Origin of the sequence: Variovorax paradoxus NBRC 15149 (genome assembly GCF_001591365.1) — a bacterium.
GTDB lineage: Bacteria > Pseudomonadota > Gammaproteobacteria > Burkholderiales > Burkholderiaceae_C > Variovorax > Variovorax paradoxus.
The window spans coordinates 693,913-719,171 of the sequence record NZ_BCUT01000007.1 but is presented as its reverse complement, the minus strand read 5'-3'; the positions used below and the strand labels follow the sequence as shown (position 1 = coordinate 719,171).

General features: G+C 67.7%; 23 protein-coding genes. 20 read left to right on the top strand and 3 right to left on the bottom strand.

What is annotated here, in order from left to right:
* Positions 1–549 precede the first annotated feature (549 nt).
* The 6 genes from VPA02S_RS28920 to VPA02S_RS28895 are packed head-to-tail and all read left to right on the top strand — an operon-like array spanning position 550 to position 8,236.
* Positions 550–2,892, top strand: a complete 2,343-nt coding sequence (locus VPA02S_RS28920) for a type VI secretion system Vgr family protein (protein ID WP_018904441.1) — start codon at positions 550–552, stop codon at positions 2,890–2,892.
* Between the two features lie 3 nt (positions 2,893–2,895).
* Complete coding sequence (locus tag VPA02S_RS28915) at positions 2,896–3,339, top strand: hypothetical protein (protein WP_018904442.1); 444 nt, start codon at positions 2,896–2,898, stop codon at positions 3,337–3,339.
* Between the two features lie 7 nt (positions 3,340–3,346).
* The gene (locus VPA02S_RS28910; protein ID WP_018904443.1) at positions 3,347–5,992 is read left to right on the top strand and encodes a DUF2169 family type VI secretion system accessory protein; all 2,646 of its coding nucleotides are present in this window, start codon (positions 3,347–3,349) and stop codon (positions 5,990–5,992) included.
* Complete coding sequence (locus VPA02S_RS28905) at positions 5,989–7,101, top strand: pentapeptide repeat-containing protein (RefSeq protein WP_018904444.1); 1,113 nt, start codon at positions 5,989–5,991, stop codon at positions 7,099–7,101. The genes VPA02S_RS28910 and VPA02S_RS28905 overlap by 4 nt, the downstream gene beginning before the upstream one ends.
* On the top strand, positions 7,098–7,832 hold the full coding sequence (locus VPA02S_RS28900) for a DUF3540 domain-containing protein (RefSeq protein ID WP_018904445.1): 735 nt from the start codon (positions 7,098–7,100) through the stop codon (positions 7,830–7,832). Before VPA02S_RS28905 ends, VPA02S_RS28900 begins: the two co-directional genes overlap by 4 nt.
* Before the next feature lie 17 nt (positions 7,833–7,849).
* The gene (locus tag VPA02S_RS28895; protein ID WP_018904446.1) at positions 7,850–8,236 is read left to right on the top strand and encodes a DUF4150 domain-containing protein; all 387 of its coding nucleotides are present in this window, start codon (positions 7,850–7,852) and stop codon (positions 8,234–8,236) included.
* Positions 8,237–8,244: 8 nt separating this feature from the next.
* Here the strand turns inward: VPA02S_RS28895 and VPA02S_RS28890 are convergent, their stop codons facing one another.
* From VPA02S_RS28890 to VPA02S_RS28875, 3 genes are all read right to left on the bottom strand, one after another.
* Complete coding sequence (locus tag VPA02S_RS28890) at positions 8,245–9,228, bottom strand: tripartite tricarboxylate transporter substrate binding protein (protein WP_020610575.1); 984 nt, start codon at positions 9,226–9,228, stop codon at positions 8,245–8,247.
* Between the two features lie 91 nt (positions 9,229–9,319).
* Positions 9,320–10,396, bottom strand: coding sequence for a patatin-like phospholipase family protein (locus VPA02S_RS28885; RefSeq protein WP_018904447.1), 1,077 nt, complete (start codon positions 10,394–10,396; stop codon positions 9,320–9,322).
* A gap of 361 nt (positions 10,397–10,757) precedes the next feature.
* Positions 10,758–13,133: a Tex family protein gene (locus VPA02S_RS28875; protein WP_018904448.1), complete on the bottom strand. Its 2,376-nt coding sequence runs from the start codon at positions 13,131–13,133 to the stop codon at positions 10,758–10,760.
* Positions 13,134–13,319: 186 nt separating this feature from the next.
* Here VPA02S_RS28875 and VPA02S_RS28870 point away from each other — a divergent pair, with 186 nt between their 5' ends.
* The 14 genes from VPA02S_RS28870 (at position 13,320) to VPA02S_RS28805 (ending at position 25,240) form a co-directional block, all read left to right on the top strand.
* A complete protein-coding gene (locus tag VPA02S_RS28870) occupies positions 13,320–14,057 on the top strand; it encodes a FadR/GntR family transcriptional regulator (protein ID WP_012747978.1) in 738 nt (245 codons plus the stop codon).
* Between the two features lie 68 nt (positions 14,058–14,125).
* Positions 14,126–14,956 (top strand): substrate-binding periplasmic protein, encoded by an 831-nt coding sequence (locus VPA02S_RS28865; RefSeq protein ID WP_018904449.1) that lies wholly within the window; start codon positions 14,126–14,128, stop codon positions 14,954–14,956.
* 44 nt (positions 14,957–15,000) lie between these two features.
* Positions 15,001–15,855 carry a substrate-binding periplasmic protein gene (locus tag VPA02S_RS28860; protein WP_018904450.1) on the top strand — a complete coding sequence of 285 codons (855 nt, stop codon included), beginning with the start codon at positions 15,001–15,003 and terminating at the stop codon, positions 15,853–15,855.
* Positions 15,856–15,859: 4 nt separating this feature from the next.
* Positions 15,860–16,897 (top strand): L-idonate 5-dehydrogenase, encoded by a 1,038-nt coding sequence (locus VPA02S_RS28855; protein ID WP_018904451.1) that lies wholly within the window; start codon positions 15,860–15,862, stop codon positions 16,895–16,897.
* A gap of 49 nt (positions 16,898–16,946) precedes the next feature.
* Entirely contained in the window at positions 16,947–17,612 is a 666-nt protein-coding gene (locus VPA02S_RS28850; RefSeq protein WP_012747982.1) for an amino acid ABC transporter permease, read from the top strand.
* A 16-nt stretch (positions 17,613–17,628) separates the two neighbouring features.
* A complete protein-coding gene (locus tag VPA02S_RS28845) occupies positions 17,629–18,288 on the top strand; it encodes an amino acid ABC transporter permease (protein WP_012747983.1) in 660 nt (219 codons plus the stop codon).
* On the top strand, positions 18,285–19,070 hold the full coding sequence (locus VPA02S_RS28840; RefSeq protein ID WP_018904452.1) for an amino acid ABC transporter ATP-binding protein: 786 nt from the start codon (positions 18,285–18,287) through the stop codon (positions 19,068–19,070). Before VPA02S_RS28845 ends, VPA02S_RS28840 begins: the two co-directional genes overlap by 4 nt.
* Positions 19,071–19,117: 47 nt before the next feature.
* Entirely contained in the window at positions 19,118–20,329 is a 1,212-nt protein-coding gene (manD, locus tag VPA02S_RS28835; protein WP_018904453.1) for a D-mannonate dehydratase ManD, read from the top strand.
* 5 nt (positions 20,330–20,334) lie between these two features.
* Positions 20,335–21,852, top strand: a complete 1,518-nt coding sequence (locus VPA02S_RS28830; protein ID WP_038107165.1) for a mannitol dehydrogenase family protein — start codon at positions 20,335–20,337, stop codon at positions 21,850–21,852.
* 38 nt (positions 21,853–21,890) lie between these two features.
* Positions 21,891–22,385, top strand: coding sequence for a hypothetical protein (locus VPA02S_RS28825; RefSeq protein WP_038107168.1), 495 nt, complete (start codon positions 21,891–21,893; stop codon positions 22,383–22,385).
* Positions 22,386–22,444: 59 nt separating this feature from the next.
* On the top strand, positions 22,445–22,807 hold the full coding sequence (locus VPA02S_RS28820) for a GIY-YIG nuclease family protein (RefSeq protein ID WP_012747988.1): 363 nt from the start codon (positions 22,445–22,447) through the stop codon (positions 22,805–22,807).
* The gene (locus tag VPA02S_RS28815) at positions 22,804–23,283 is read left to right on the top strand and encodes a MarR family winged helix-turn-helix transcriptional regulator (protein WP_018904456.1); all 480 of its coding nucleotides are present in this window, start codon (positions 22,804–22,806) and stop codon (positions 23,281–23,283) included. Before VPA02S_RS28820 ends, VPA02S_RS28815 begins: the two co-directional genes overlap by 4 nt.
* Positions 23,253–23,828, top strand: coding sequence for a DUF2239 family protein (locus VPA02S_RS28810; protein WP_018904457.1), 576 nt, complete (start codon positions 23,253–23,255; stop codon positions 23,826–23,828). The genes VPA02S_RS28815 and VPA02S_RS28810 overlap by 31 nt, the downstream gene beginning before the upstream one ends.
* Positions 23,825–25,240 (top strand): MATE family efflux transporter, encoded by a 1,416-nt coding sequence (locus VPA02S_RS28805; protein ID WP_018904458.1) that lies wholly within the window; start codon positions 23,825–23,827, stop codon positions 25,238–25,240. Before VPA02S_RS28810 ends, VPA02S_RS28805 begins: the two co-directional genes overlap by 4 nt.
* Positions 25,241–25,259 lie beyond the last annotated feature (19 nt).

Genomic DNA, 25,259 nt, shown 5'->3' with positions numbered 1-25,259 from the left:
ACCAGGCGTCATCGTCGCGGTGATCGCGACGTAGCGCCAGCCGTTCGGATACCCTTTGTTGTTGTTTATTTGCTTGCCAGACGTGAGTTCGAAGATGCAATGAACAGGTCAGACCGGCAGCGGGCAAGCTCGACTCCTCCTTGGTGATGCCGGTTGTAGTGGGCATCACGAGAAATGAATGGAGCCCCGCTGAGCGGTTCGTATCTGGGTCCGCACGGCCACGTGCCAGTGCAACAAGACCGTCGGTAGATGTGCAGTCTGTTCCTCGTTTCGTTGCGCCTCGATCCTCAATGCCTCGCAAGCGATACAGCTTGGCAGAAAAACCAACCCAAACCCGTGCTTGACTGCGCGAGAAGTCCCGGTACAAGGAGGAGGCCGAAGGCCGGGGGACATTCGCGGAGGGGAGTACCCGGTGATCTGTGCACGCGCCCCGAACCCTTGAACGCCCCGCAACAGAAGCGCACGTCATGTATATGACATAAGGAATTTCTAGACTGCCAATCGAAGGCTTCGCATCCGCAGAAGCCCCAAGGGCCAGGGAAATTTCGAATGCCACGTACCGTCCAGGTTCACACCGTACTCAACGCCGAGCAGCTGAAGTTCCGCGCGATGCGGGGACAGGAAGGCCTCTCGCAGCTGTTCGAGTTCGAGGTCGACATGGTCAGCCCCAGCTTCAACCTCGACCTGAAGAAGCTGCTGGGCACTTCGCTCACGCTCGAACTGCAGGACGAAGGCGCATCGCGCTTTCTCAACGGCACCGTGGTGCGCTTCGAGCTCGTGGGCCGCGCCAACGAAACCGGCCGCCACTACGTCTACCGCGCATTGGTGCAGCCCTGGCTCTGGTACCTCACGCGCACCACCGACTGCCGCATCTTCCAGAACATGAGCGTGCCCGACGTGCTCGACGAAGTGCTCGGCAAATACGGCTTCGAATACGAGAAGCGCCTCAGCGGCAGCTACCGCCCATGGGAATACTGCGTGCAGTACCAGGAGAGCGACTTCGCCTTCGTCTGCCGCCTCATGGAGCACGAGGGCATTGCCTACCACTTCGAGCACCGCAACGGCTCGCACCTGCTGGTGCTGGCCGACGATGTCGGCGGCTACAGCACCCTGCCGGGCCACGCCACCATCGCCTACCGTCCGCGCGACCGCGTGGTGAACGCCATGGAGCCCTGCATCGACCAGTGGCGCATCTCGGAGCAGATCACCTCGGGCCGCGTGATGCTCGACGACTTCGATTTCAGGAAGTCGCGCGCCTCGCTCCAGAGCGTGCAGCAGGATCCGAAGGGCCACGACCATTCGAGCTACGAAGTCTATGAATGGCTGGGCGGCTACAGCGAGAACGACCAGGGCGACAGCTACGCGAAGATCCGCCTGCAGGAGCTGCAGTGCGCGCACGAACTGGCCACGGGGCACACCAACGTGGCGGGCATGGCGCCGGGCTACCTGTTCCAGATGACACACTGCCCGCGCGAGGCCGACAACCGCGAATACCTCGTCACCCAGACCCGCTACGACCTGCAGGAGCCCGAGTACGCAACCGGCGGCACGGCCGAATCGGTGTGCGAGTTCGACTTCACCGTGCTGCCCTCCAGCGTGCCCTACCGCCCCGCGCGCAAGACGCCCAAGCCGCGCACCAACGGCCCGCAGACCGCCACCGTGGTCGGCCCCGAAGAGATCTGGACCGACCGCTTCGGCCGCGTGAAGCTGCAGTTCCGCTGGGACCGCTACGGCCAGTCGGACGAGAACAGCTCGTGCTGGGTGCGCGTGTCGAGCAACTGGGCCGGCGCCAACTACGGCACCATGCACATGCCGCGCGTGGGCCAGGAAGTGATCGTCGATTTCATCGGCGGCGAACCCGACCGACCCATCATCACCGGCCGCGTCTACAACAACGACCAGATGCCGCCGTGGGAACTGCCCGCCAATGCCACGGCCAGCGGCATCCTCACGCGCTCGAGCAGCGGCGGCGCGGCCAACCAGGCCAACATGCTGCGCTTCGAGGACCGCAGCGGCGCCGAGCAGATCCTGCTGCATGCCGAGCGCAACCTCGACGTGGAAGTGGAAGCCGACGAAACGCACACCACCGACGGCACCCGCACCACGCTCATCAAGGGCCACGAGTCGGCCACCTACCAGAGCGGCGAGACGCGCGACATCACCGCCGGCGCGAAAGAAACCATCTCCGGCGGCGACACGCGCGACGTGACCGACGGCTTCAGCGAAACGGTCAGCGGCGGCGTCACGCAGACCATTTCGGGCGGCAAGAAGCGCACGCTCAGCGGCGGGCTGAACGACACGATCTCGGGCGGCGTCAACCTTGCGATCACCGGCGGCTTCCACGGCACCATCGATGGACGGGAGATCCGCTTCGTGAGCGGCGGACGCAACGACACCATCGACACCTCGAACACCGTGCTGGTCAACGGCCCCTCGAACACCACGGTGACCGGCCCGACGGTGCACACCTCCCCGGATGTGACCTTCAACACGACGAACCACATCCACAACACGACGCAGCACGTCATCAACACCAACGTCTACAACACGACGTCCAACACCTACAACAACCTGACGGTCAACTACACCAACAACTCCATCTCCTACACCAACAACTACTCCAAGAGCAGCGACTGGAGGTGGTTCCGCCTGGGCGGCACCGGCCTGAACATGGACGTGTCGGGCATTTCGCTGGGCGTGGTGGCCGTGCGTTCGATGGCCATCGGCGTGCAGGCGCAGGCCATCGGCGTGAAGCTGGAGGCTGTGGGCGCGGAGTGGAAGAACAAGGCAATGTCGCTGGGGGATGCCGGTGCGCTCATCCAGCTCGTGGGCACGGAGATCAAGACGGGCGGCCTGCGCGCCGGCATCCAGGCGCTCAAGATCCTGCTCTGAAGCGTGGAAAACGTGCTCGAGATCGTGCTGTGGGGAGTGTTCGGCATCGTCAGCCTGGGCGTGATCGTGCTCGCCGCAATCGTGCTCACGGTGTCGCTGATGAGCCATCGCGCCTATGCCGAGGAAGGCCGGCTGTGGCAGCAGCTGCAGGCCAGCGGGCGTCCGCTGCAGGGCGTTGCGGTTTCCCTGGTGCGCTCGCCCAGCGGCTACTCCCGGCGCGGCCCCGTCGGGCAGCGCATGACGGCCGTGCAGCTGGGCGTCGCCTACGTCGATGCCGCCGGCATCGAGCAGCAGACCACCTTGCGCACGCTCATCGACGAGGACCTGCTGGCCCATTTTTCCGCGGGCCGGCCTGACATTCATCTGCTGCAGGACCCGCAAGACCCGTCGCGACTGGCCATCGACCGCAGGCACACCCCACTGGTGATCCGCGGCGCAAGGCGCTGATCCCGCCGTGAAAACCATCAAACCCCTGCGCCTGAGCGTCCTTACGCGACCCTTCCTGCGCGCGCAAAGCCAGCGTCTCGCACTCACCGTGATCGGCATGCACACTCTCGGCGAAGGGGGCGTGCTGCTGCCGGAGACGGAGCTCTGGAAGACCGTCTCTGCCGAACTGGGAAGCCAGTCCGCGATCGATCTCGGCATTCCCAAGCTGCGGCCCGAATTCCTGGTGAGCGGCCAGGCCTACACCTGCCACCAGCAGGACAAGACACGCTGCGCCGTCGACCTGCGCGTCGGCACCTTGCGACGCCAGTTCCTCGTTTCGGGCGACCGCTACTGGCTGGATGGCCGCGCCACCGAGCCGCAGGCTTTCGACACCATGCGCCTGGACTGGCGACACGCGTTCGGTGGCCCCGGCTTTGCCGCCAACCCCGCAGGCATCGGGTACGCACCCGAGATGGTCAATGGCCTGCTGGTGCAGCGGCTTCCCAACGTCGAACGCCCGGGCGATGGCATGGACCGCCCCGACCGGCGGCCGGTCCCGGCCTGCCCGGGTGCGATGGACGTCGACCTGCCCGAACGCCTGAAGCTGCTGGGAACAGACTACGGCGACCAGTGGCGCGAGACGCTCTACCCCGGCTTCGCGCGCGACATGGACTGGCAGTTCTTCAACGCCGCGGCTGCGGAACAGCGCTGGAACGACGAACTTTCCATTCCCGCTGCCGCGCCCTACGAGATCTGGAACATGCACCCGGAGCATGCGGTGTTGCGCGGAAGGCTTCCGGATCTGCGCGCACGCGGCTTCGTGGCGAGAAAGTCTGCGCGACCCCTTGCGCTGGAAGAGGTGCCGCTGCGGCTGACCACCGCCTGGTTCTTCCCGCACATGGCGCAGGTCATGCTGATCTTTCACGGCGAGACGCTCATCGTAGAGGACGACGCCGCGGATATCACGCATGTCATGCCGGCGATGGAGGCGGCAGACAGTCCGCAGCGCCCCCTCTCCCACTACGAGAAGGTCTTCGAGAATCGCTGCAACCTGGAGAAAGGCGCGATCCATGCGCTCCTCGACGAGGAACTGCTGCCGGCCTCGGCCATCGGCCCCTGGCTGGACCAGATCGACGCGCGCGAATCGATCCTGGCAAGGAACATCAAGGACAAGGGCGAGCGCCTGCGCGCCGAACTGACGGCGCGCGGCCTGGAGGCCGGCCATAAGGCGCGCCATTTCCGGGAACGGCCCCTGCCGAAGCCTTTCGACAAGATGCCCACGCTGGCCGAACTGCCCGAGTTCATCGACAAGACACGCGCCTACCAGCGCGAACAGGAACGCAAGCTGGAGGAAGCCAGGCAGGAGGTCGCGAAGGCGGCCCGGGACAACGCATCCGAATCGCGCAAGGCGGGCTTCGACAGCAGCCGGATCACCGAGGAAAGCCGGAACGCGCAGCTCAAGGGCCCGCCGAAATTCGAGGCCGAGACGATCGTCGAGGGCCTGGCCGGCATCGCCGCGGCCACGGGCGCCCCGGCCATGAGCGCCGCCGAGCACGCCGAGCTGCAGGCCATGGGGCAGCGGGGCCGGCAGGACATGCTGGCGCTGTACCGCATGGCGGCCCACCACCAGGCCGCTGCCGATCCGATGGCTGCCGAACAGAATGCGCAGACGCGCGAACGCGTGCTCGCCGCCATGGCCGCGGACCGCGATCTGTCCGCCATGGATCTGACGGGCTGTGACCTGTCGGGCCTCGATCTGCGGGGCGCCCGCATGCACCAGACCTTGCTCGAAGGCGCTAGCCTCCAGGGCACCTGCCTGGATGGTGCCGACCTGAGCCAATCGGTGCTGGTGCGCGCCGACCTGCGCCAGGCCTCGTTGACGGGCTGCAACCTGGAGCGTGCCAACCTCAGCCTCGCCCGCTGCGAAAACACCAACTTCGCGCAGGCCCGCTTCGAGCGCACGCAGATGGAAAAGCTGCGCCTCGACGGCTGCTGTCTCGACGAAGCGAGGTGGAGCCATCTGTTGCTGCAGGGGATCGAACTCGCGGATTGCAGCCTGCGGCGCGCCGACCTCCGCTACGTGAGCATGGCCGAACACTGCCGGCTGGCGCGCTGCGACTTCGGCGAGGCACGCCTGGAAAAGGTGCTGTTCGTGCAGGCCGAATTCGAGTCGGTGGATTTTTCCGGCGCCACCGTCGAAGCCTGCAGCTGGGCCCACACGCCGCTGCACAAGGGCATCCGGTTTCGGCATGCCCTGCTCAAGACCACCAGCTTCGTCGGCACCACGGATCTTCGCGAAGCCGACTTCGAGGATGCCACGCTGGTGCATTGCACCCTGCGCGAGCTGCCTCTCGATGGCGCGAACTTCAGGCGGGCTACGCTCGATACCTGCGATTTCTCCTCCGCGTCGCTCAAGGGCGCGGACCTGCGCGCGGCGGCGGCGCCCGACAGCCTCTTCATCCGCGCCGATTTCACGCGTGCCTCCCTGCGGCTCGCCAATCTCATGAATGCCAACCTTCAGAAGGCCTGCCTGGTCGATGCCGACCTGGGCGAAGCCAACCTGTTCCGTGCCGATGTCTCCCAGATCCTCATCACCCCCGGCACGATCACCCTGGGTGCCCACATCGACCAGATAAAGACACTGCCCCGGCGCCCCGAGGCGGGCGGCGCGTGAATGCCGAGACGCTGGCAGCCCAGGTCCGCAACGGCGAGCCGATCCGCGAGAAGGACTTCAGCCACATGGACATGAGGGGCATCGACCTGCGCGGCGGCGTGTTCAGCGAATGCAGCTTCCGGGGCGTTCAGGCCGATGCCGCGCGCCTGGGCGAATCCCTCTTCGAGAAATGCCGCTTCGACCAGGCGCAGTTGCCGGCGGCGGAACTGACGCGCACCGCCTTCCACGAGTGCAGCCTGCAGGATGCGGTGCTGGATGCGGCCTCCATGCCGCATTCGGTGTTCAGCGGCTGCACGCTGTGGGGCATTCGGCTGGAAGAGGCCTTCATGGACCAGGCGAACTTCCATCAAAGCGAGCTGCGCAACGCCTGCCTGGACCGTGCCAGCCTCGACAAGGCCGTGTTCTCCGAGTGCGACTTGACCGGCGCGTCCTTCCATGCGGTGGCCTTCTCGTCGACCATCTTCTTTCGCGCAGCGCTGACGGGCACGCGCTACGCCGGAGCCAGCTTCACGAACGCGATCTTCAGCGAGGCGGATCTTGCGGGGCAGGACTTCTCCGGGCAGCAGTTCCACCTCTGCCAATTCATCGACGCGGTGCTGACGGCGTGCCGATTCGGCGATGCGCGCCTCACGCAGTGCAACTTCAAGGGGGCCGACCTGCGCAATGCGGTGCTGGCAGGGGGGCAGGCCATGCAGTGCCTGTTTCCCGAGGCCGACCTGCGCGGCGTCGATGCGCGGCGCGGCCACTTCCAGCAGAGCATCTGGGTCGACGCCCATCTCGACGGCGCAGACTTCTCGCAGGCGCAGCTCGAGCAAGGCGTCTTCCATCGCGCGCACTGCGGGCAGACCGCATTCGCCGGCAGCCGCCTGGACTACGCCGATTTTTCCTACGCCTCGCTGGTCCAGGCCGACTTCCGCGATGCCGCTTTCCTGCGCACCGTGTTTCATCGCGCCGACCTGGACGGCGCCAGGTTCAGTACCCGCCTGGGTACGCTGGAGCGGGACCCTGCGCTGCACGAAGCCGAGAGGGTGGCGCTCCAGCAACCCGAGCGCCCATCCCGCCTGGACCGCGACATCCATGGCCGCCGCCCCAAGAAAGAAAGCCCATGACCTCCACCCGGACCACCGCCGGCGACACGATCGCCACTGCACGCCATGCAACGCAAGGTGTGCTGGATCCGCTCATGCAGCGCCCTTCGCATGCGGCCCGCGCGGACTCCGGCACGCGGACCGCCACGGTGATCGCCAGCGATGGCGATCCCTGGTTCGAGGTCGACCTCGACGACGGCCAGGGATCGCTGCGCTGCCGGCGCGTCGCCAGCTGCCTGCTGCTGCCTGCGCCGGGCGATACGGTGCTGATCACCTCGACCCGCCAGGGCGACAGCTACGTCATCGCGGTGGTCGTCCAGGCCGATCCGCGGCAGGCAACGCTGGCCGTGGACGGCGACCTGACGCTGGTGTCGCGCTCGGGTGGCATCCGCGCGCGCAGCGCCGGCCCGATGGCGCTGGAGTCGGACACCTCGATCGCCATGCAGTCGCCCGAGTGGCGCGCGCAGGCCCGGCGGGCCCATTGCGAGATCGGGGAGATGGACTACCAGGGCGCCCGCATCCGCTTCAGCGTACTGGTGTCGCGCTTCGTCGGGCGCACCTGCGAGGTGGTGCTGGATCGCCTCAACCTGCTCACCCGCTCGAGCTTCCGCCTGACCGAGGAGATGGAACAGGTGCGTGCCGGCCAGATCGACATCCAGGCCGAACAGACCTTGCGCCTGCATTCGAAGAACACGCTGCTGACCAGCAAGGGGCTGGTCAAGGTCGACGCCGAGCAGATCCACATGGGTTGATTGAAGGAGCCTTACGCATGTTTGCCAACGCACAGATGATGGGCATGGACCTCGCATTTCCCGACGTCTGCAAGACGCCGCCGGCGCTGCCCATCCCTTACCCGAACTTCGCGCTCGGGCCCACGGCCATTCCCAATGCCTGGAACATCCTCTACGGCGGCACGCCGGCGCACAACCTTGCCACCACCACGCCCATCACCAACGGCGACAACGCGGGCGTGCTGATGGGCGTGGTGTCGCAGACCGTGATGGGCCCTTCGCGCCACATCACCGGCGCGTTCACCGTGCTGCTCAAGGGCACGCCCTGCACGCGCATGACCAGCCTGTCGGTGCAGAACCGCTGCAACATCGTGGGCATGCGCATCGTGCCGAGCCAGTTCAAGGTGCTGGTGCTGGCGGCCTGAGGCTTTTCTTATTCCGCCTTCACGCCCGCGGTGCGGATGACCTTGCCCCACTTGGCCGTTTCGGCCTTGATGAAGGCATCGAACTCCTCGGGCGTGCTGCCGGCCGGAATGGTGCCCATGGCGTCCAGCTTGGCGCGCGTCTCTTCGTTTTTGATGATGCGCGCGAGCTCGTCCGACATGCGCTTGACGATGTCGCGCGGCGTGCCGGCCGGCGCCAGCATGCCGGCCCAGGTGCTGCCGGTGAAGCCCGCGAAGCCCTGCTCGATGAAGGTCGGCACATCGGGCGCAGCGGCCAGGCGCTTGTCGCCCGCCACGCCGATGAGCCGCACCTTGCCCGCCTTGGCTTGGTTGATGAGGCCCGTGGGTGCATCGAAGAACAGCTGGATCTGGCCGCCCATCAGGTCCGTGAGCGCAGGCACTGCGCCGCGGTACGGAATGTGGATCATGTAGGTCTGCGTGAGCGACTTCCACAGCTCGGTCGTCAGGTGCGCGGCCGAGCCATTGCCCGACGAGCCGAAGCTCACCTTGCCGGGATTGGCGCGTGCGTAGTCGATGAGTTCGCGCGCGGTCTTGAACGGTGCATTGATGTTGACCGCGGCCAGCAGCGGCGAGATGCCCATCAGCGAGACGCCCGCCAGGTCCTTTTGCGGGTCGTAGGGCAGCTTGGGATACAGCGTGGTGTTGGCCGCATAGGCCGCGATCACGACGCCGAAGGTGCTGCCGTCGGGCGGTGCCTTGGCAATGGCATCGACGCCGATGAGGCTGTTGGCACCGGGCTTGTTGTCGACCAGCACCGGCTGGCCGAGCCGCGCCTGCAGGCCCACCTGCACCAGCCGCGCCATCTGGTCCGTGAACCCGCCCGGCGTGTAGGGCACGATGATGCGGATCGGCTTGTTCGGCCACGCGCTCTGTGCCAGCACGGGCATCGGAACAGTCGCAGCGGCAGCGGCGGCAAGGGTGAATCGGCGGCGTGAAATGCGGGCCTGCGGCATGGATGGCGGCTTTCTCTGGACAAGAATGATCCGGCCATTCTCGAAGCCGCTGCGCCGCCGACCCCTCAGGGTTTGCCCCGGCGGGGCCTGTTCAGAGCGGCAGGATGTCGCGCGTGCGACCGCCGGTTGCGAGCCAGGCTTCGAACTCGTCCGACAGCCGCTCGGCCTCGCGCGTGGCACGGCTCCATGCGCTGATGCGCGCCTGCGCGTCGTTCGCAAAGTGGATGAAGTCCTTGCGGTCGGGCAGCTTGCCGTTGGGCAGCGAGCGCACCCAGCCGGCATCGGGCGCGAGCACCACCATGCGGTCCAGGAAGCTGGTGGACCGGTGGCGCCAGCGCAGGCCCTTGTCGAGCCAGCCCGGCACCACCGCGCGCTGGAAATGCGGGTACAGCACGATGCCTTCGTCGGCCGGCTGGTAGTCCAGGTGCAGGTGGTAGTCGGTGATGCCGCCGTCCCAGTACGCACCGCGCGGTGCACCGGGAATGTCGTGCACCGCGGCCAGGAGAAACGGAATGGAGCACGAGGCTTGCAGCACCAGGTTGAAGTTCTCTTCGCTGAGCGCGTGCTGGCGCGTGCGGAAATCTTTCGTGCCGAAAGGCAAGGCCGCGCCGGGCGTGGAAAACACGCAGCGTTCGAGCCATGCGCCCAGCCCCTTGCGATGCAGGCTGTTGGTGGCAAAGGCGCCCAGGTAGCCGACCGGCGTGCGTGCCCTGCCCTCGCGCCCGAGGATGTGGCGGCCGCGCGAAGTCACCACGTGGAGCTTGTAGCGCGAGTGGTGCAGCACCTCGCCGATGCGCCCGCCATAGAAGTCGGCCAGGCTGTCGGCAAAGCGCTCGCTGAGCTGCTGCGGGCTCAGGCGCTTCTGCCCCGGCGGTACATCGAACTGCTGGCGCACGTAGTCGTGCTCGAAACGCGCAAAGGCTTTCTGCGGATCCGCGAGGCAGGCCGTGGCCAGCCGCCATGCGCCGATCGACGCGCCCACCAGGTGCACCGGCTGGCTCGACTGCGCGAGCCAGCGCCCGAAGATGAAGCGGTCGAGCGGCCCAAGGATCAGGCCCTTGGGGCCGCCCGCCGCGCCGGGAATCGTGCGCACGTCCTGCGGACGCAGGCCGTGCTGTTCGATGTGCTTGCGGGCGGCGGGGCCGGCGTAGATGCGCAGGGCTTTCATGCCACCCTTTGCTCGGAAATGACATCCATGTGCAAAGAAGGCATCCGGACTTCTCTCATTGATCCGGCGCAACACCCCGCCTGCGTGCTTCACCTCTCCGCAGAACGAGGAGCTCGCTACGCGCAGGCGCGAAAAGCAGCAACTCCTTGATCGAGGGAGTGGCCGCAGTGGCCTCTTCGCCTTCGGGTTGAGCGCCTTCTTTCGATTGCCCGCTCGGACAGGCATTCGGACGATCGATGACGCGCACCTTCGTGATTGGGACTGGCTGGCGGCTCATTGCACTCACTCCCTCGGCCCGGTTTCTGACTTGCTCGGCAACTTGATCGCCCCGTTCGCTACGAGATGACGCTCTCAATGAATACTACTTGCGCAACCCCTGCAGCTTCGCAAACGCACTCGCCATCTGCCCCGCGGGCTGCGGCGAGTTGTCGCGGCGCGGGCCCTGCTGCTGGCCGCGGCCCGCGCCTTCGAAACGGTTGTCGCGCGGGCCGTCGCGGCGCGCGGGCGCCGCGTCGAGCTTCATCGACAGGCCGATGCGCTTGCGCGCCACGTCCACTTCCATCACCTTGACCTTGACGATGTCGCCGGTCTTGACGACCTCGCGCGCATCGTTCACGAACTTGTGGCTCAGCTGGCTCACGTGCACCAGGCCGTCCTGGTGCACGCCCAGGTCGATGAAGGCGCCGAACTGCGCCACGTTGCTCACGGTGCCTTCGAGGATCATGCCCTCGACGAGGTCCTTGATGTCGTCCACGCCATCGTTGAAGCGCGCCACCTTGAAGTCGGGGCGCGGGTCGCGGCCGGGCTTCTCGAGTTCGCCGAGGATGTCCTTCACCGTGATGACGCCGAACTTCTCGTTCGCGAACAGCTCGGGCTTCAGGGTCTTGAGCATCTCGGCGCGGCCCATCAGCTCGGCAATGGGCTTGCCGGTCTTGACGATGATCTGCTCGACCAGCGGATAGGTTTCGGGGTGCACGCCGGTCACGTCGAGCGGGTCGGCGCCGCCGCGGATGCGCAAAAAGCCCGCGCTCTGCTCGAAGGCCTTGGGGCCGAAGCCGCTCACGTCGAGCAGCTGCTTGCGCGTGGAGAACGCGCCGTTGGCTTCGCGCCAGCGCACCACCGCCTTGGCCACGCTGGCCGACAGGCCCGAGACGCGGCTCAGGAGCGGCACGCTCGCGGTGTTGAGGTCCACGCCCACCGAGTTCACGCAGTCTTCCACCACGGCCTGCAGCGTGCGCGCGAGTTCGCTCTGGTTCACGTCGTGCTGGTACTGGCCCACGCCGATGCTCTTGGGGTCGATCTTCACCAGCTCGGCCAGCGGGTCCTGCAGGCGGCGCGCAATGCTGGCGGCGCCGCGCAGGCTCACGTCCACGTCGGGCATTTCCTGCGAGGCGAATTCGCTGGCCGAATAGACGGAAGCGCCGGCCTCGCTGACCACCACCTTGTCGACCGTCATCTCGGGTGCGCCGGCCTGCGCGGCCATCTTGGCCAGCAGCTTGATGAGGTCGGCGGCCAGCTTGTCGGTCTCGCGGCTGGCGGTGCCGTTGCCGATCGCGATCAGGTTCACGCCGTGCTTGGCGCACAGCTTGCCGAGCGTGTGCAGCGAGCCTTCCCAATCCTTGCGCGGCTCGTGCGGGAACACGGTGGCGGTCTCGACCAGCTTGCCGGTGGCATCGACCACGGCCACCTTCACGCCGGTGCGGATGCCGGGGTCCAGCCCCATCACGACGCGCGGGCCGGCCGGTGCGGCCAGCAGCAGGTCGCGCAGGTTGTCGGCAAACACCTTGATCGCCACCTTCTCGGCCTCTTCGCGCAGGCGGGTGAACAGGTCGCGCTCAGTGGAAAGCGCGAGCTTCACGCGCCAGGTCCAGGCCACGCACTTGCGCAGCAGGTCGTCGGCCGCGCGGCCGGCGTGGCTCCAGCCCAGGTGCAGCGCGATGCGGCCTTCGGCGACGCTGGGCTTGCCCGGCTCGGGCTCCACCGGCAGCACCAGCTTGGCGTCGAGGATGTCGAGCGCGCGGCCGCGGAACACCGCCAGCGCGCGGTGCGAAGGCACGCGGCCGATGGGCTCGTCGTAGTCGAAGTAGTCGCGGAACTTGGCGATGTCGGCGTTGTTCTCGTCCTTGCCAGCCATCAGCGTGGACTTGAGCAGGCCTTCGTTCCAGAGCCATTCGCGCAGGCTCTGCACCAGCGCTGCATCCTCGGCCCAGCGTTCGGAAAGGATGTCGCGCACGCCGTCGAGCACGGCGGGAACGGTCGAGAAATCGGGGCCCGGCTTGCCATCGTCGAGCGTGGTGGCGGGCTGCAGGAAGGCCTTGGCTTCCACGGCGGGGTCGAGCGTGGGGTCGGCCAGCAGCTTGTCGGCGAGCGGCTCGATGCCGAACTCGCGCGCGATCTGGCCCTTGGTGCGGCGCTTCTGCTTGAACGGCAGGTACAGGTCCTCGAGCTCCTGCTTGGTCGGCGCGAATTCGATCGCGGCGCGCAGCTCGGGCGTGAGCTTGCCCTGCTCGTCGATGCTCTTCAACACCGCGGCGCGGCGGTCTTCGAGTTCGCGCAGGTACGAAAGGCGCGCCTCGAGTTCGCGCAGCTGGATGTCGTCGAGGCCGTCGGTCACTTCCTTGCGGTAGCGGGCAATGAACGGAACCGTGGCACCGCCATCGAGCAGTTCGATGGCCGCCTTCACCTGGTGCTCGCCTACCTTGATCTCGGCGGCCAGCTGGCGAATGATTTTTTGCATGTCGGAGGGGATCCCTGGAACTGGCGACGCCGTTCGGACGCCTTGCGGATAAAGCGCGGAAGTTTGCCATAGGGTGCGGCCGCCCCAGGCGCCGCGGCGCCCGCGCAAACGCCATTGCTAGTGGTAAACCACTATGGGCGGAATTGGTATGCCACGCAAAATGTGGTCTAACCACTTTGATCCGCCATGGCCCTCAAGCTCATTCACCCCTCCTCTGAAGCGATGTCGAAGATCGGCCAACCTCCAATGGAGAAGCCGTATCAGCGCTTGGCTGCCAATATCCATGAATTGGTCAAACAGGGTGAGTTTCTGGTTGGCCAGCGGCTGCCCTCCGAACGGGCGCTGGCCGAGCGCTTCGACGTCAGCCGCACCTCGGTGCGCGAGGCCATCATTGCGCTGGAACTGCAGGGCGTGGTCGAGGTGCGCGGCGGCTCGGGCATCTACATCTGCCAGCCGCAGGACGCGCCCACGCGGCTGCCGGTGGTGCAGGAAACCGGTGCCGGCCCCTTCGAACTGCTGCGCGCGCGCTGCCTGATCGAGTCCGAGATCGCCTCGCTGGCGGCCACCACGCGCAAGGACGCCGACCTCGACAAGATGTTCGGCGCGCTCGCCACCATGCGCGAGCAGATGCACGACAAGGAAGCCAACGAGGCGGCCGACCGCATGTACCACCTGCACATTGCCGAATCCACCGGCAACAGCGTGCTGCTGCAGACGGTGACGAATCTCTGGGACCAGGCCAAGGGCCCGATCTGGACGCAGATCGAGCAGCACTTCCATTCGCCCGCACTTCGCCTCCAGTCGCAGGACGACCACCAGCGCATCTTTGCCGCGATCGTCTCGGGCGATGCCGAGGCCGCGCGGCTGGCCATGCGGGCGCACCTGGAACGCGTGATCGGCGAGTTCGCCCAGAGCTGGCGCTAGGCGCCCTGCCCCGCGCGCGGCTGCCCCGGCGCGCTTCATCCTTTCAAAAAAAGACGGAGACACGAACCATGAAGCCCAAACTCGCCCGCGGCCTGGCCGCACTGCTGCTCGCCGGCAGCTTCGGCGCCGTCCAGGCGCAGGAACCGCCCGCGCCCGGCGCGAGCCCGCGCATCGACGCCATCCGCAAGGCCGGCGAACTGCGCGTCGGCGTGCTGCAGAACGCGCCTTGGCTGATCGAGAACACCACCGGCAACGGCGAGCCCTGGAGCGGCCCGGCCTGGCTGCTGGCCAAGGAGTACGCCCGCCTGCTCGGCGTCAAGCTCAGCACGGTGCCGGTGTCGCACGAGACCAAGGTGCCGGTGCTGGCATCGAACCAGGTCGACATGACCATCAGCCCGCTGGGCGAAACGCCCGAGCGCTTGAAGGTGGTCGACTTCGTCGTCTATTCCGCCACCAGCGTGTGCATGTTCGGCCGTGCCGACAACGCCAAGCTGGCCAAGGCCGCATCAGTGGACGACCTCAACCGGCCCGAAGTGACGATCGCCTACTTCACCGGCGGCGCCGAGGAAGGCTGGGTCAAGGAACGCTTCCCCAAGGCCAGGCTGCGCGCCGTGGCCAGCTCCGGCGCCACCGCGCCGGTGGAAGAAATCATGGCGCGCCGCGCCGATGCGGCACCGATCAACCGCGTGCCGTGGGTCGGGCTGCAGCACAAGGTCAAGGGCCTCGCGGTGCTGCCGAAGGAAAACAACTGCCAGGGCAGCACCGAAAAAGCCTCGCCGGTCGGCCTGGCCGTCGACAAGAACCAGCCCGCCTACCTCGAATGGCTGCGGCAGGTCGCCAAGGCCCGCAAGGCGCAGCTCGACGCCGACGAGGCCCGCGTGATCGGCGCACTGAAATAAGCAAGCAAGTCACACATCAAGCCAACAGAAAACCGGAGACCTTCATGCCACACATCCCCCGCACTTTCCTCGGCCGCAAGCTGGCCCGCGCAGCACTCGCGGCCGCCCTGGCCGGCACCTGCCTCGGCGCACTGGCGCAGACGCCGCCGCCACCCGGCGCGAGCCCGCGCATCGACGCCATCCGCAAGGCCGGCGTGCTGCGCGTGGGCGTGGTCAACAACCCGCCCTGGCTCGCGCAGAACACCGCGGGCGACGGCGAGCCGTGGTCCGGCCCGTCGTGGACGCTGGGCAAGGAGTTTGCGAAGCTGCTGGGCGTGAAGGTGGAGCCCGTGCCGGTGAGCCACGAGACCAAGGTGCCGTCGCTCACGGCCAACCAGATGGACATCATGATCGGGCCGCTGAACGAGACCGCCGAGCGCGCCAAGATCATCGACTTCGTCACCTTCTCGAGCACCGGGGTGTGCATGTTCGGCCGCGCCGACAACCCGAAGTTCACCAGCGCGCGCGCGCTGGAAGACTTCAACAAGCCCGAGATCACCATGGCGTATTTCTCGGGCGCCGGCGAGGAGCCGCTGGTGCGCCAGCAGTTCGCGAAGGCCAAGCTGCGCGGCGTGGCCAACTCCGGTTCGGTCGCGCCCATCGAAGAGGTGCTGGCCGGCCGCTCCGACGTGGCGCCGCTCAACCGCATGCTGTGGCCCAACATCAGCAAGAAGGTCAAGGGCCTGGCCGTGTTCCCCAAGGAGAACGACTGCCAGGACAGCAAGATCTTCCAGATCCAGACCGGCATGGGCGTGGCGAAGGACCAGCAGGTGTACCTCGACTGGCTGCGCGCCGTGGCCCAGCGCATGCAGCCCGCGCTCAGCGAAGAAGAGCGCCGCATGACGCAGAACCTGAAGTAACACCATGCTGAACTGCGAAATCCACGGCGCGCTCGACCTGCGCCTTGCCGAACGCCCGGCCGAACCGCTGGCGCCCACCCAGGTGCGCGTGGCCGTCAAGGCGGTCGGCATCTGCGGCTCCGACCTGCACTACTACCGCCACGGCCGCGTCGGCGACTTCGTCATCCGCGCACCGCTGACGCCGGGGCACGAGGCCTCGGGCCAGGTCATCGAAGTGGGCGCGCAGGTGAGCTCGGTGAAGCCGGGCGACCGCGTGGCCCTCAACCCGTCGCGCACCTGCGGCGTCTGCCGCTTCTGCCGCGCGGGCGCTTCCAACCACTGCGAGAACGTGCACTTCTTCGGCAGCGCGAGCCGCTGGCCCCACATGCAGGGCGCGATGCGCGAGCAGGTGGTGGTGGAGGCCACGCAGTGCCTCATCGTGCCCGACACGCTGTCGTTCGAGCTGGCCGCCTTCGGCGAGCCGCTGGCGGTGGCACTGCATGCGGTGCAGGAGGCCGGCTCGCTGCTCGGCAAGACAGTGATGGTGGTGGGCGCGGGGCCGATCGGCGCACTGATCCTCATGGCCGCGAAGCTCGCGGGCGCGAGCCAGCTGATTGCGGTGGACATCGTGGACGAGACGCTCGCGGCCTGCACCCGCGTCGGCGCGACGCGCACCATCAACGCGGCCACGCAGCCCGATGCGCTGCAGGCATTGGCCGCGGACAAGGGCCAGGTCGATGCGTGCTTCGAGGTTTCGGGCCACTACGGCGGCCTGGCCAATTGCATCCGGTCGACGCGCCCGCGCGGCACCATCGTGCAGGTGGGCACGCTCGGCGGCAACAGCGAGGGCTGCCCGTTCAACCAGGTCATGGTCAAGAGCCTGCACCTGGTCGGCAGCTTCCGCTTCGTCGACGAATACGCCTGGGCGGTGGACTACCTGAGCCGCGGCCTGCTGGACGTGTCGCCCCTGCTGACCGAGGCGGTGCCGGTGGCACGCGTGCACGACGCCTTCGCGCTGGCGGCGGACCGGCACCGCGCGATGAAGGTGCTCGTCACGTTCTGAGGGCGGGGTCGCTTGATCCTGCCGCCCTTCCCTCTCCCGCGGAGCTTCCATGGAATTCGACTTTTCCCCGATTGCCGACAACTGGCGTTTCTTCGCCAGCGGCCTGGGCGTGACGGTCGCGCTGAGCCTGATCAGCGCAGTCACCAGCATCCTCGCGGGCCTGGCGATCGCGCTGCTGCGGCTGTACGGCCCCGGCTGGCTGCGCCGGCTGCTCGTGTTCTACATCGACTCGATGCGCGCCATTCCGGTGCTGGTGGTGCTGGTGTGGATGTACTTCGCGTTCCCGCTGCTCGTGGGCTTCACCTTCGCGCCGTTCTGGGCCGCGGTGATCGCGCTGACGCTGCACATCGCGGCCTATGCGGCCGAGGTGATCCGCGCGGGCATCGAGTCGATCCGGCCGGGCCAGACGCGCGCCGCATTGGCGCTGGGCATGTCGCGTGCGCAGCTGCTGCGCAAGGTGCTGCTGCCGCAGGCCACCATCCGCATGCTGCCGGCTTTCGGCTCGATCCTCACCATCGCCATCAAGGACACGGCCATTGCCACCGTGATTGCCGTGCCCGAGCTGATGCACCGCGCCGAAACGGTGGCGGGCCAGAGCTACCGGCCGGTGGAAGTGTTCACCGCGGTGATGGTGGCGTACTTCGCGATCCTGTTCCCGGTCACGCGCGGCATCGACCGGCTCTACCACCGCGTCGCGCACCTGGGGCGTTCATGATGAAGAGGGCCATCCCATGACTTTCGACTGGTCCGTGATCTGGACGCACCGCCAGGCCTTGCTCGAAGGCGCGGCGCTGACCGTGGGCCTCACGGTGCTGACCATGCTGCTGGCCGTGCCGGGCGGCATCGTGCTGGCACTGATGCGGCTGTCGTCCAACAAGCTGCTGCAGTCGGCCTCGCTCGGCTTCGTGGAGTTCTTCCGCAACCTGCCGCTGATCCTGGTGATCTACTGGGTCTTCTACGTGATGCCGATGGCGGTGGACTTCCAGCTGTCGCCGCTCGTCACCGCGCTGGTGGCGCTGGTGCTCAACATCTCGGCCTACAACGCCGAGACCTTCCGCGCCGGCATCAACTCCATCCGCAAGGGGCAGCTGGAGGCGGCGCTTGCCATGGGCATGTCGCGCCGCCAGGCCATGTTCAAGGTAGTCATTCCGCAGGCGGGCCGCCGCATCCTGCCGGTGATCGCGAGCACCTGGGTCTCGCTCTTCAAGGACACCTCGCTGGTGTCCGTGATCGCCGTGAGCGAACTGGCCTACACGGCGATGCAGATCCGCGCGCAGACCTTCCGCGTGCTGGAAATGCTCACCGCCATGGCCGTCCTCTACTGGCTGATGGGCTACCCGCAAGCCAAGCTGGTGGACTGGATCCACCGCAAATATGGAGTCAAGGAATGAACAACGACATTGCCCGCGCCCCGGCGCGCAAGAACGCCGACCAGCCGCCGGTGCTGGTCTACGAAGAGGTGCGCAAGCTCTATGGCGACTTCGTGGCGCTCGATGGCGTCTCGCTGCAGGTCCACAAGGGCGAGGTGATGTGCCTGATCGGCCCTTCGGGCTCGGGCAAGTCGACCCTGCTGCGCTGTACCAACGCGCTGGAAACCATCAACGGCGGGCGCGTGCTGATCGACGGCGTGCCGCTGCCCGCGCAGGAATCGGCGGTGCGCAAGGTGCGCCAGCGCATGGGCATGGTGTTCCAGAGCTTCGAGCTGTTTCCGCACAAGTCGGCGCTCGACAACGTGGCCATGGGCCCCATCACCGTGCTGGGCATGCGCGAGGCCGAGGCCAAGGCGCGCGCCATGGCGCTGCTCGAGAAGGTCGGGCTCTCGGCCAAGGCCGGCAACTTTCCGGCCAACCTCTCGGGTGGCCAGCAGCAGCGCGTGGCCATCGCGCGCGCCCTGGCCATGGAGCCCGAAGTGATGCTGTTCGACGAGCCCACCTCCGCACTCGACCCCGAGACCGTGGGCGAAGTGCTCAGCGTGATGCAGAAGCTCGCGCAGGAGGGCATGACCATGATCGTGGTCACGCATGAAATGGGCTTTGCGCGGCGCGTGGCCGACTGGGTGGTGGTGTTCGAGTCCGGCGCCATCATCGAACAGGGCCCGCCCGCGCAGATCTTCGAGCACCCCACCGTGGAGCGCACGCGCGACTTCCTCGGCCACCTCGGCTGGAACGGCTGACGACGCACGAACGCTGCCGCCGCCCCGCCATCTCTCTTGCTTCAACCATGAAAATCACCAACGCCCGCGTCATCGTCTGCAGCCCCGGCCGCAACTTCGTCACCCTCAAGCTCGAAACCGACGAGGGCCTGACCGGCATCGGCGACGCCACGCTCAACGGGCGCGAACTCTCCGTGGCCGCCTACCTCACAGAGCACGTCATTCCCTGCCTGATCGGGCGCGACGCGCACCAGATCGAGGACATCTGGCAGTACCTCTACAAGGGCGCCTACTGGCGCCGCGGCCCGGTCACCATGACCGCCATCGCCGCAGTGGACACCGCGCTGTGGGACATCAAGGCCAAGGCCGCTGGCCTGCCGCTGTACCAGCTGCTCGGTGGCAAGAGCCGCACCGGCGTGATGGTCTACGGCCATGCCAACGGCAGCGACATCGAGCACACGGTGGACGAGGTGCTGCGCTATGCGGACGCCGGCTACAAGGCCATCCGCGCGCAAAGCGGCGTGCCGGGGCTGGAAAAAGTCTATGGCGTTGGCAAGGGCACGCTGTTCTATGAACCGGCCGATGCCGACCTGCCCTCCGAGCACGACTGGTCCACCGAGAAGTACCTGCGCCACACGCCCAAGCTGTTCGAGCGCATCCGCGAGAAGCTCGGCTTCGAGCACCACCTGCTGCATGACGTGCACCACCGCCTCACGCCCATCGAGGCGGGCCGCCTGGGCAAGTCGCTGGAGCCGTTCAACCTTTTCTGGATGGAAGACGCCACGCCGGCCGAGAACCAGGACGCCTTCCGCCTGATCCGCCAGCACACCACCACGCCGTTGGCGGTGGGCGAGATCTTCAACTCCATCTGGGACTGCAAGGAGCTCATCGAAAACCAGCTGATCGACTACGTGCGCGCCACCGTGGTCCATGCCGGCGGCATCACGCACCTGCGCCGCATTGCCGACCTGGCCTCGCTCTACCAGGTGCGCACCGGCTGCCACGGCGCCACCGACCTGTCGCCGGTGTGCATGGGTGCGGCGCTGCACTTCGACCTGTGGGTGCCGAACTTCGGCATCCAGGAATACATGCGCCACACCGAAGAGACCGACGCCGTGTTCCCGCACGCCTACACCTTCGACCAGGGCATGCTCTACCCCGGCGACGTGCCCGGCCACGGCGTGGAAATCGACGAGGCGCTGGCCGCGAAGTACCCCTACAAGCGCGCCTACCTGCCGGTGAACCGCCTGCAGCACGACGGCACGCTGTGGAACTGGTGAGCGCCATGACCAGGCTGAATGCCGAGATGCTGGCCGCGCTGCCGCCCGCGGTGGCGCGCCCCGCCTACGACCGCGCAGCACTCGAGGCCGGCATCGTCCACCTCGGCGTCGGCGCGTTCCAGCGCGGGCACCTGGCCGCCGTCAACGAAGCGGCACTGCATGCGAGCGGCGACTTGCGCTGGGGCATTGCGGGCGTGTCGCTGCGCAGCCCCGACACGCGCGATGCGCTCGCGCCGCAGGACGGCCTCTACATGCTCACGCTGCGCGACGTGGACGAGGCCGGCACGCCGCGCGCGTCGCTGCAGGTCATCGGCTGCCTGCTCGGCGTGCAGGTCGCGCCCGAAGACCCGGCGGCGGTGCTCGCGCGCATCGCGCATCCCGCGACCCGCATCGTGAGCCTCACCGTGACGGAAAAGGGCTACAGCCACGACCCCGCCACCGGTGCGCTGCGCGCCGACCATCCCGACGTGCTGCACGACCTCGCGCGCCCCGATGCGCCGCGCGGCACGCTCGGCTTCGTGGTCTCGGGCCTGCGCCTGCGGCAGCTGCGCGGGCTCGCACCGGTCACGCTGCTGTCGCTCGACAACCTGCCTTCCAACGGCCATTTGCTGCGCGGCCTGGTATTGGACTTCGCGCAGCGCGTCGATCCGCAGCTGGCACGCTGGATCGCCGAGCACTGCAGCTTTCCCTGCTCGATGGTGGACCGCATCGTGCCGCGCACCACCGACGCCGACCGCGCGCAGGTCAACGCCGCGCTCGGGCTGGAGGACGCCTGGCCGGTGGTCGGCGAACGTTTTCTCGAATGGGTGGTGGAAGACGATTTCGCGGCCGGCCGCCCGGCCTGGGATGCCGGCGGCGCCCGCTTCGTGCCCGACGCGCGGCCCTTCGAGACGCTCAAGCTGCGCATGGTCAACGGCGCGCATTCGGCGCTTGCGTACCTGGGCGCGATGGCAGGGCTCGACACCGTGGACCGCGCCGTCGCCACGCCGGCCCTGCACCGCTACCTCGACCGCCTGATGGGCGAGGAGATCGCACCCACGCTGCCGGCGCTGCCCGGCCTCGACCTCGATGCCTACCGCCAGCGCCTGCTCGAGCGCTTCGCCAACCCGGCGCTCGCGCACCGCACCGCGCAGATCGCGATGGACGGTTCGCAGAAACTGCCGCAGCGCCTCTTGGGCACGGTGCGCGAGCGCCTGGCTGCGGGCGCTCCGATCGACCGTCTTGCACTGGCCGTCGCGGCCTGGCTGCACTACCTGCGCGGCATCGACGAACTGGGCCGCCGTCACGAGATCCAGGACCCGCTCGCCGATGCGCTGGCCGAACGCTGCGCTGCGGCCGAACGCGCGGCGGCCGCGTCCGCGCCGGCACAGGCCGACGAAGCGCGCGTGGCCGTGTTCGCGGCTTTCGCGCCGGTGTTCGACAACGACCTGGGAAGCAATCCGCGCTTCGTCTCGGCCGTGGCCACGCAGCTGCGTGCGTTGCGCGAACTCGGCGTGCACAAGACACTGGCCGACCAGCCCTGAGCCAGCGCGCATCGGCCCGCGGTCACAATGCCGTGGCCATGCGCTTCTTCATCCGCCTCCTGCGCGCCCTTGCCGCGGCGCTGCTCGTCCCCATCCTGCTGTTCGAAGAATGGGGCTGGGAGCCGCTCGCCGCGCTGGTGCGCCGCCTCGCGCGGCTGCCGCTCTGGGCGCGGCTCGAAAACCGGCTGCGCGAACTGCCGCCGTGGGGCGCGCTGCTCGCGTTCCTGCTGCCGGTGCTCCTGCTGCTGCCGGTCAAGGTGCTCGCGCTCTTCCTGTTCGGCCGCGGCCATGCCGCGAGCGGCGTGACGGTGCTTGTCGCCGCCAAGCTGATCGGCACCGCCTTCGTGGCGCGCATCTTCCAGCTGGTCGAGCCCGCGCTCATGCGCATTCCGCTGTTCGCGCGCTGGTATCCGCGCTGGAAAGCCTGGAAGGACCATGTGCTGACGCTCGTCCGCGAAAGCCGGCCATGGCGCGTGGTGCGAGCCCTCAACCGCCGGCTCGCACGCGGATGGCGGCGACTGCGCGGGGGGTGACTGCTTATTTTTACCCGGGTATATTGTATTTTTAGTTTTACCCGGATAATATAGGGCGCATGAACATGCCCCAGGAGACGAGGCGCGCCCTCGCCAGGAAATACAAGGAAACGGTCCGCCCCGCGGGCGTCTTCGCCATCCGCAACACGCTCAGCGGCCGCCTCTACGTGGCGGGCAGCCTCGATGTGGAGGGAGCGATGAACCGCGCCCGCTTCGAACTCGGCCTGCGCTCGCACCGCAACAAGGCACTGGTGCGCGACTGGGCCGCGCATGGTGCGGCCAACTTCAGCTTCGAGGTGATCGACCGCGTCAAGGAGCGCGACGACCCGGCCTTCGACCGCGCCGCGGAACTCGAAAAACTCCTTGTGCTCTGGCGCGAGGAGCTTCAATGCCACGGCGACCGGGGCTACGACGCACCATGAGCATCGATCCGCTGGACCTGTGCCTCAACATCGGCCGTGCCCACGCCAGCCTGAACCTGAAGCTCCAGGAGCATCTGGGCGCCTTCCATGGCCTGGACTACGAAGACTTCACGCTGCTTCATCGGCTGCTGGGCGCCGAAGGCGGCCGGATGCCCGCGGCCGAGCTTGCGCGATCCCTCGGGTTGCCGGTCTCGGCGTTGATTCGCAAAATGGTCCTGCTCGAAAAAACGGGCCTCGCCGAACGCACGGCCGGCGCGAATGGAAGCGGCCGCCACGCAGCCATCCGCCCCGGCGGCAGAAAATTGATGCAAGCTGCCGTTACGACCGCCGACGCGATCTGCGCCGATGCGGTGAAATCGCTGTCTCCGCAAAGCCTGCCGCAAATCAACGCTGCGCTCCTCGCGCTTTGCCGCGACGACACACGGTACGACCGAAGAAACCCGACATGCCATCCGACACGCCACCCGGCAACCTGATAGTTTTTGCCGACTTCAAATGCATCGCCCAGGGAAGCACCGCCGACGTGCTCGCGCAACTGCGCGAGCGCAGGGACGACACGCCCTACCTGGTGTTCAACGAACAGACCGGTGAACTGCTCGACTTCGACCTGCACAACCGGGCCGGCGCCGTGGCGCATGCGGCCAGCGCCGAGACCGCCGAGGAAGCCCCGCGCGGTGTGGGCCGCCCCAAGCTCGGCGTGGTCGCGCGCGAAGTCACCCTGCTGCCGCGCCACTGGGATTGGCTCAACCGCCAGCCCGGCGGCGCCTCGGTCGCACTGCGGCGGCTGGTCCAGGAAGCGAGCCGCGTCAACGCCGACCGCGACGCCGTGCGCGCATCGCGCGAAGCCGCCTACCGCTTCATGACCGCGATCGCCGGCGCCCTGCCCGGCTTCGAGGAAGCCACGCGCGCGCTGTTCGCGGGCGAACGCGAGCGCTTCGAGGCGCTGATCGGCTCCTGGCCCGCGGACCTGCGCATCCACCTTCAAAAATTATCTGCCGCCGGCTGGAGCACCACCGCATGAGAGCAAGCCCTGAAAACGCAGCCACCGGCCAGAGCGGCCTGCACGGAACGCCGGTGGCGCCCGTGGGCGCGCCGCGCGCGCTGTGGAAGACCTTCCTTTTCTTCCTCGCGCCGATGCTGCTCAGCAACATCCTGCAGTCGATGTCGGGCACCATCAACAACATCTACATCGGCCAGATGATCGGTGTCGGCGCGCTGGCGGCCGTGTCGAGCTTCTTTCCGGTGATGTTCTTCTTCATCGCCTTCGTCATCGGCCTGGGCGCCGGCGCCTCGGTGCTGATCGGCCAGGCCTGGGGCGCGCGCGATGCCGCCAAGGCCAAGGCCATCGCGGGCACGGCGCTGTCGGTGGGCATCCTGCTCGGGCTGGCGGTGGCCGTGTTCGGCGGCGCCTTCACGACGCCGCTCTTGTCCTTCCTGGGCACGCCGCCCGACGTGCTGGCCGACTCCACGCGCTATGCGCGCATCATGCTGATCGCGATGCCGGGGCTGTTCGTGTTCCTGCTTTCCACCGCGATGCTGCGCGGCGTCGGCGACACGGTCACGCCGCTGCTCACGCTGCTGATCTCCACCGGAACCGGCCTGGTCGTCACGCCCGCACTGATCCGCGGCTGGGGCGGCCTGCCGCAGCTGGGCGTTGCGAGCGCGGCCTGGGCCTCGGTGCTGGCCTTCGTGCTTGCCACGCTGTGGCTGGGCTGGCGCCTGCGCCGCCGCGGCAGCCCGCTGGCGCCCGATGCGGAGTTCATCCGCCACCTGCGCATCGACCCCAAGCTGCTGAAGGCCGTGCTGAAGGTGGGCATACCCACAGGCGTGCAGATGATCGTGGTGGCGCTGGCCGAGGTGGCGCTGCTCTCGCTGGTCAACAGCTATGGCTCCAGCGCCACCGCGGCCTACGGCGCGGTGAACCAGGTGGTGGCCTACGTGCAGTTCCCGGCCATCTCGATCGCCATCACGGCGTCCATTCTTGGCGCGCAGGCCATCGGCGCGGGCCGCGCCGACCGGCTGGGCGCCATCGCCAAGACCGCGCTGCTGATGAACCTGGTGCTCACGGGCGGCCTGGTGCTGCTGGGCTACCTGTTCTCGCGCCACCTCATGGGCTTCTTCATCACCAGCGCGCCGGTGATCGAGATCGCGCAGACGCTCTTGCACATCATGCTGTGGAGCCTGGTGATCTTCGGCATGGCCTCGGCCATCTCGGGGATCATGCGCGCCAGCGGCTCGGTGCTGGTGCCCACGGCCATCTCGATCCTGTGCCTGATCGGCATCGAGGTGCCCGTGGCCTGGTTCATGAGCCACCGCATCGGGCTCAACGGCATCTGGTGGGCCTACCCCGTGACCTTTGGCGCGATGCTGCTGCTGCAGACGGCCTACTACCGGCTGGTGTGGCGCAAGAAGGCGATCCGCCGGCTGGTGTAGGGCCGCAGGGCCGGCGCTT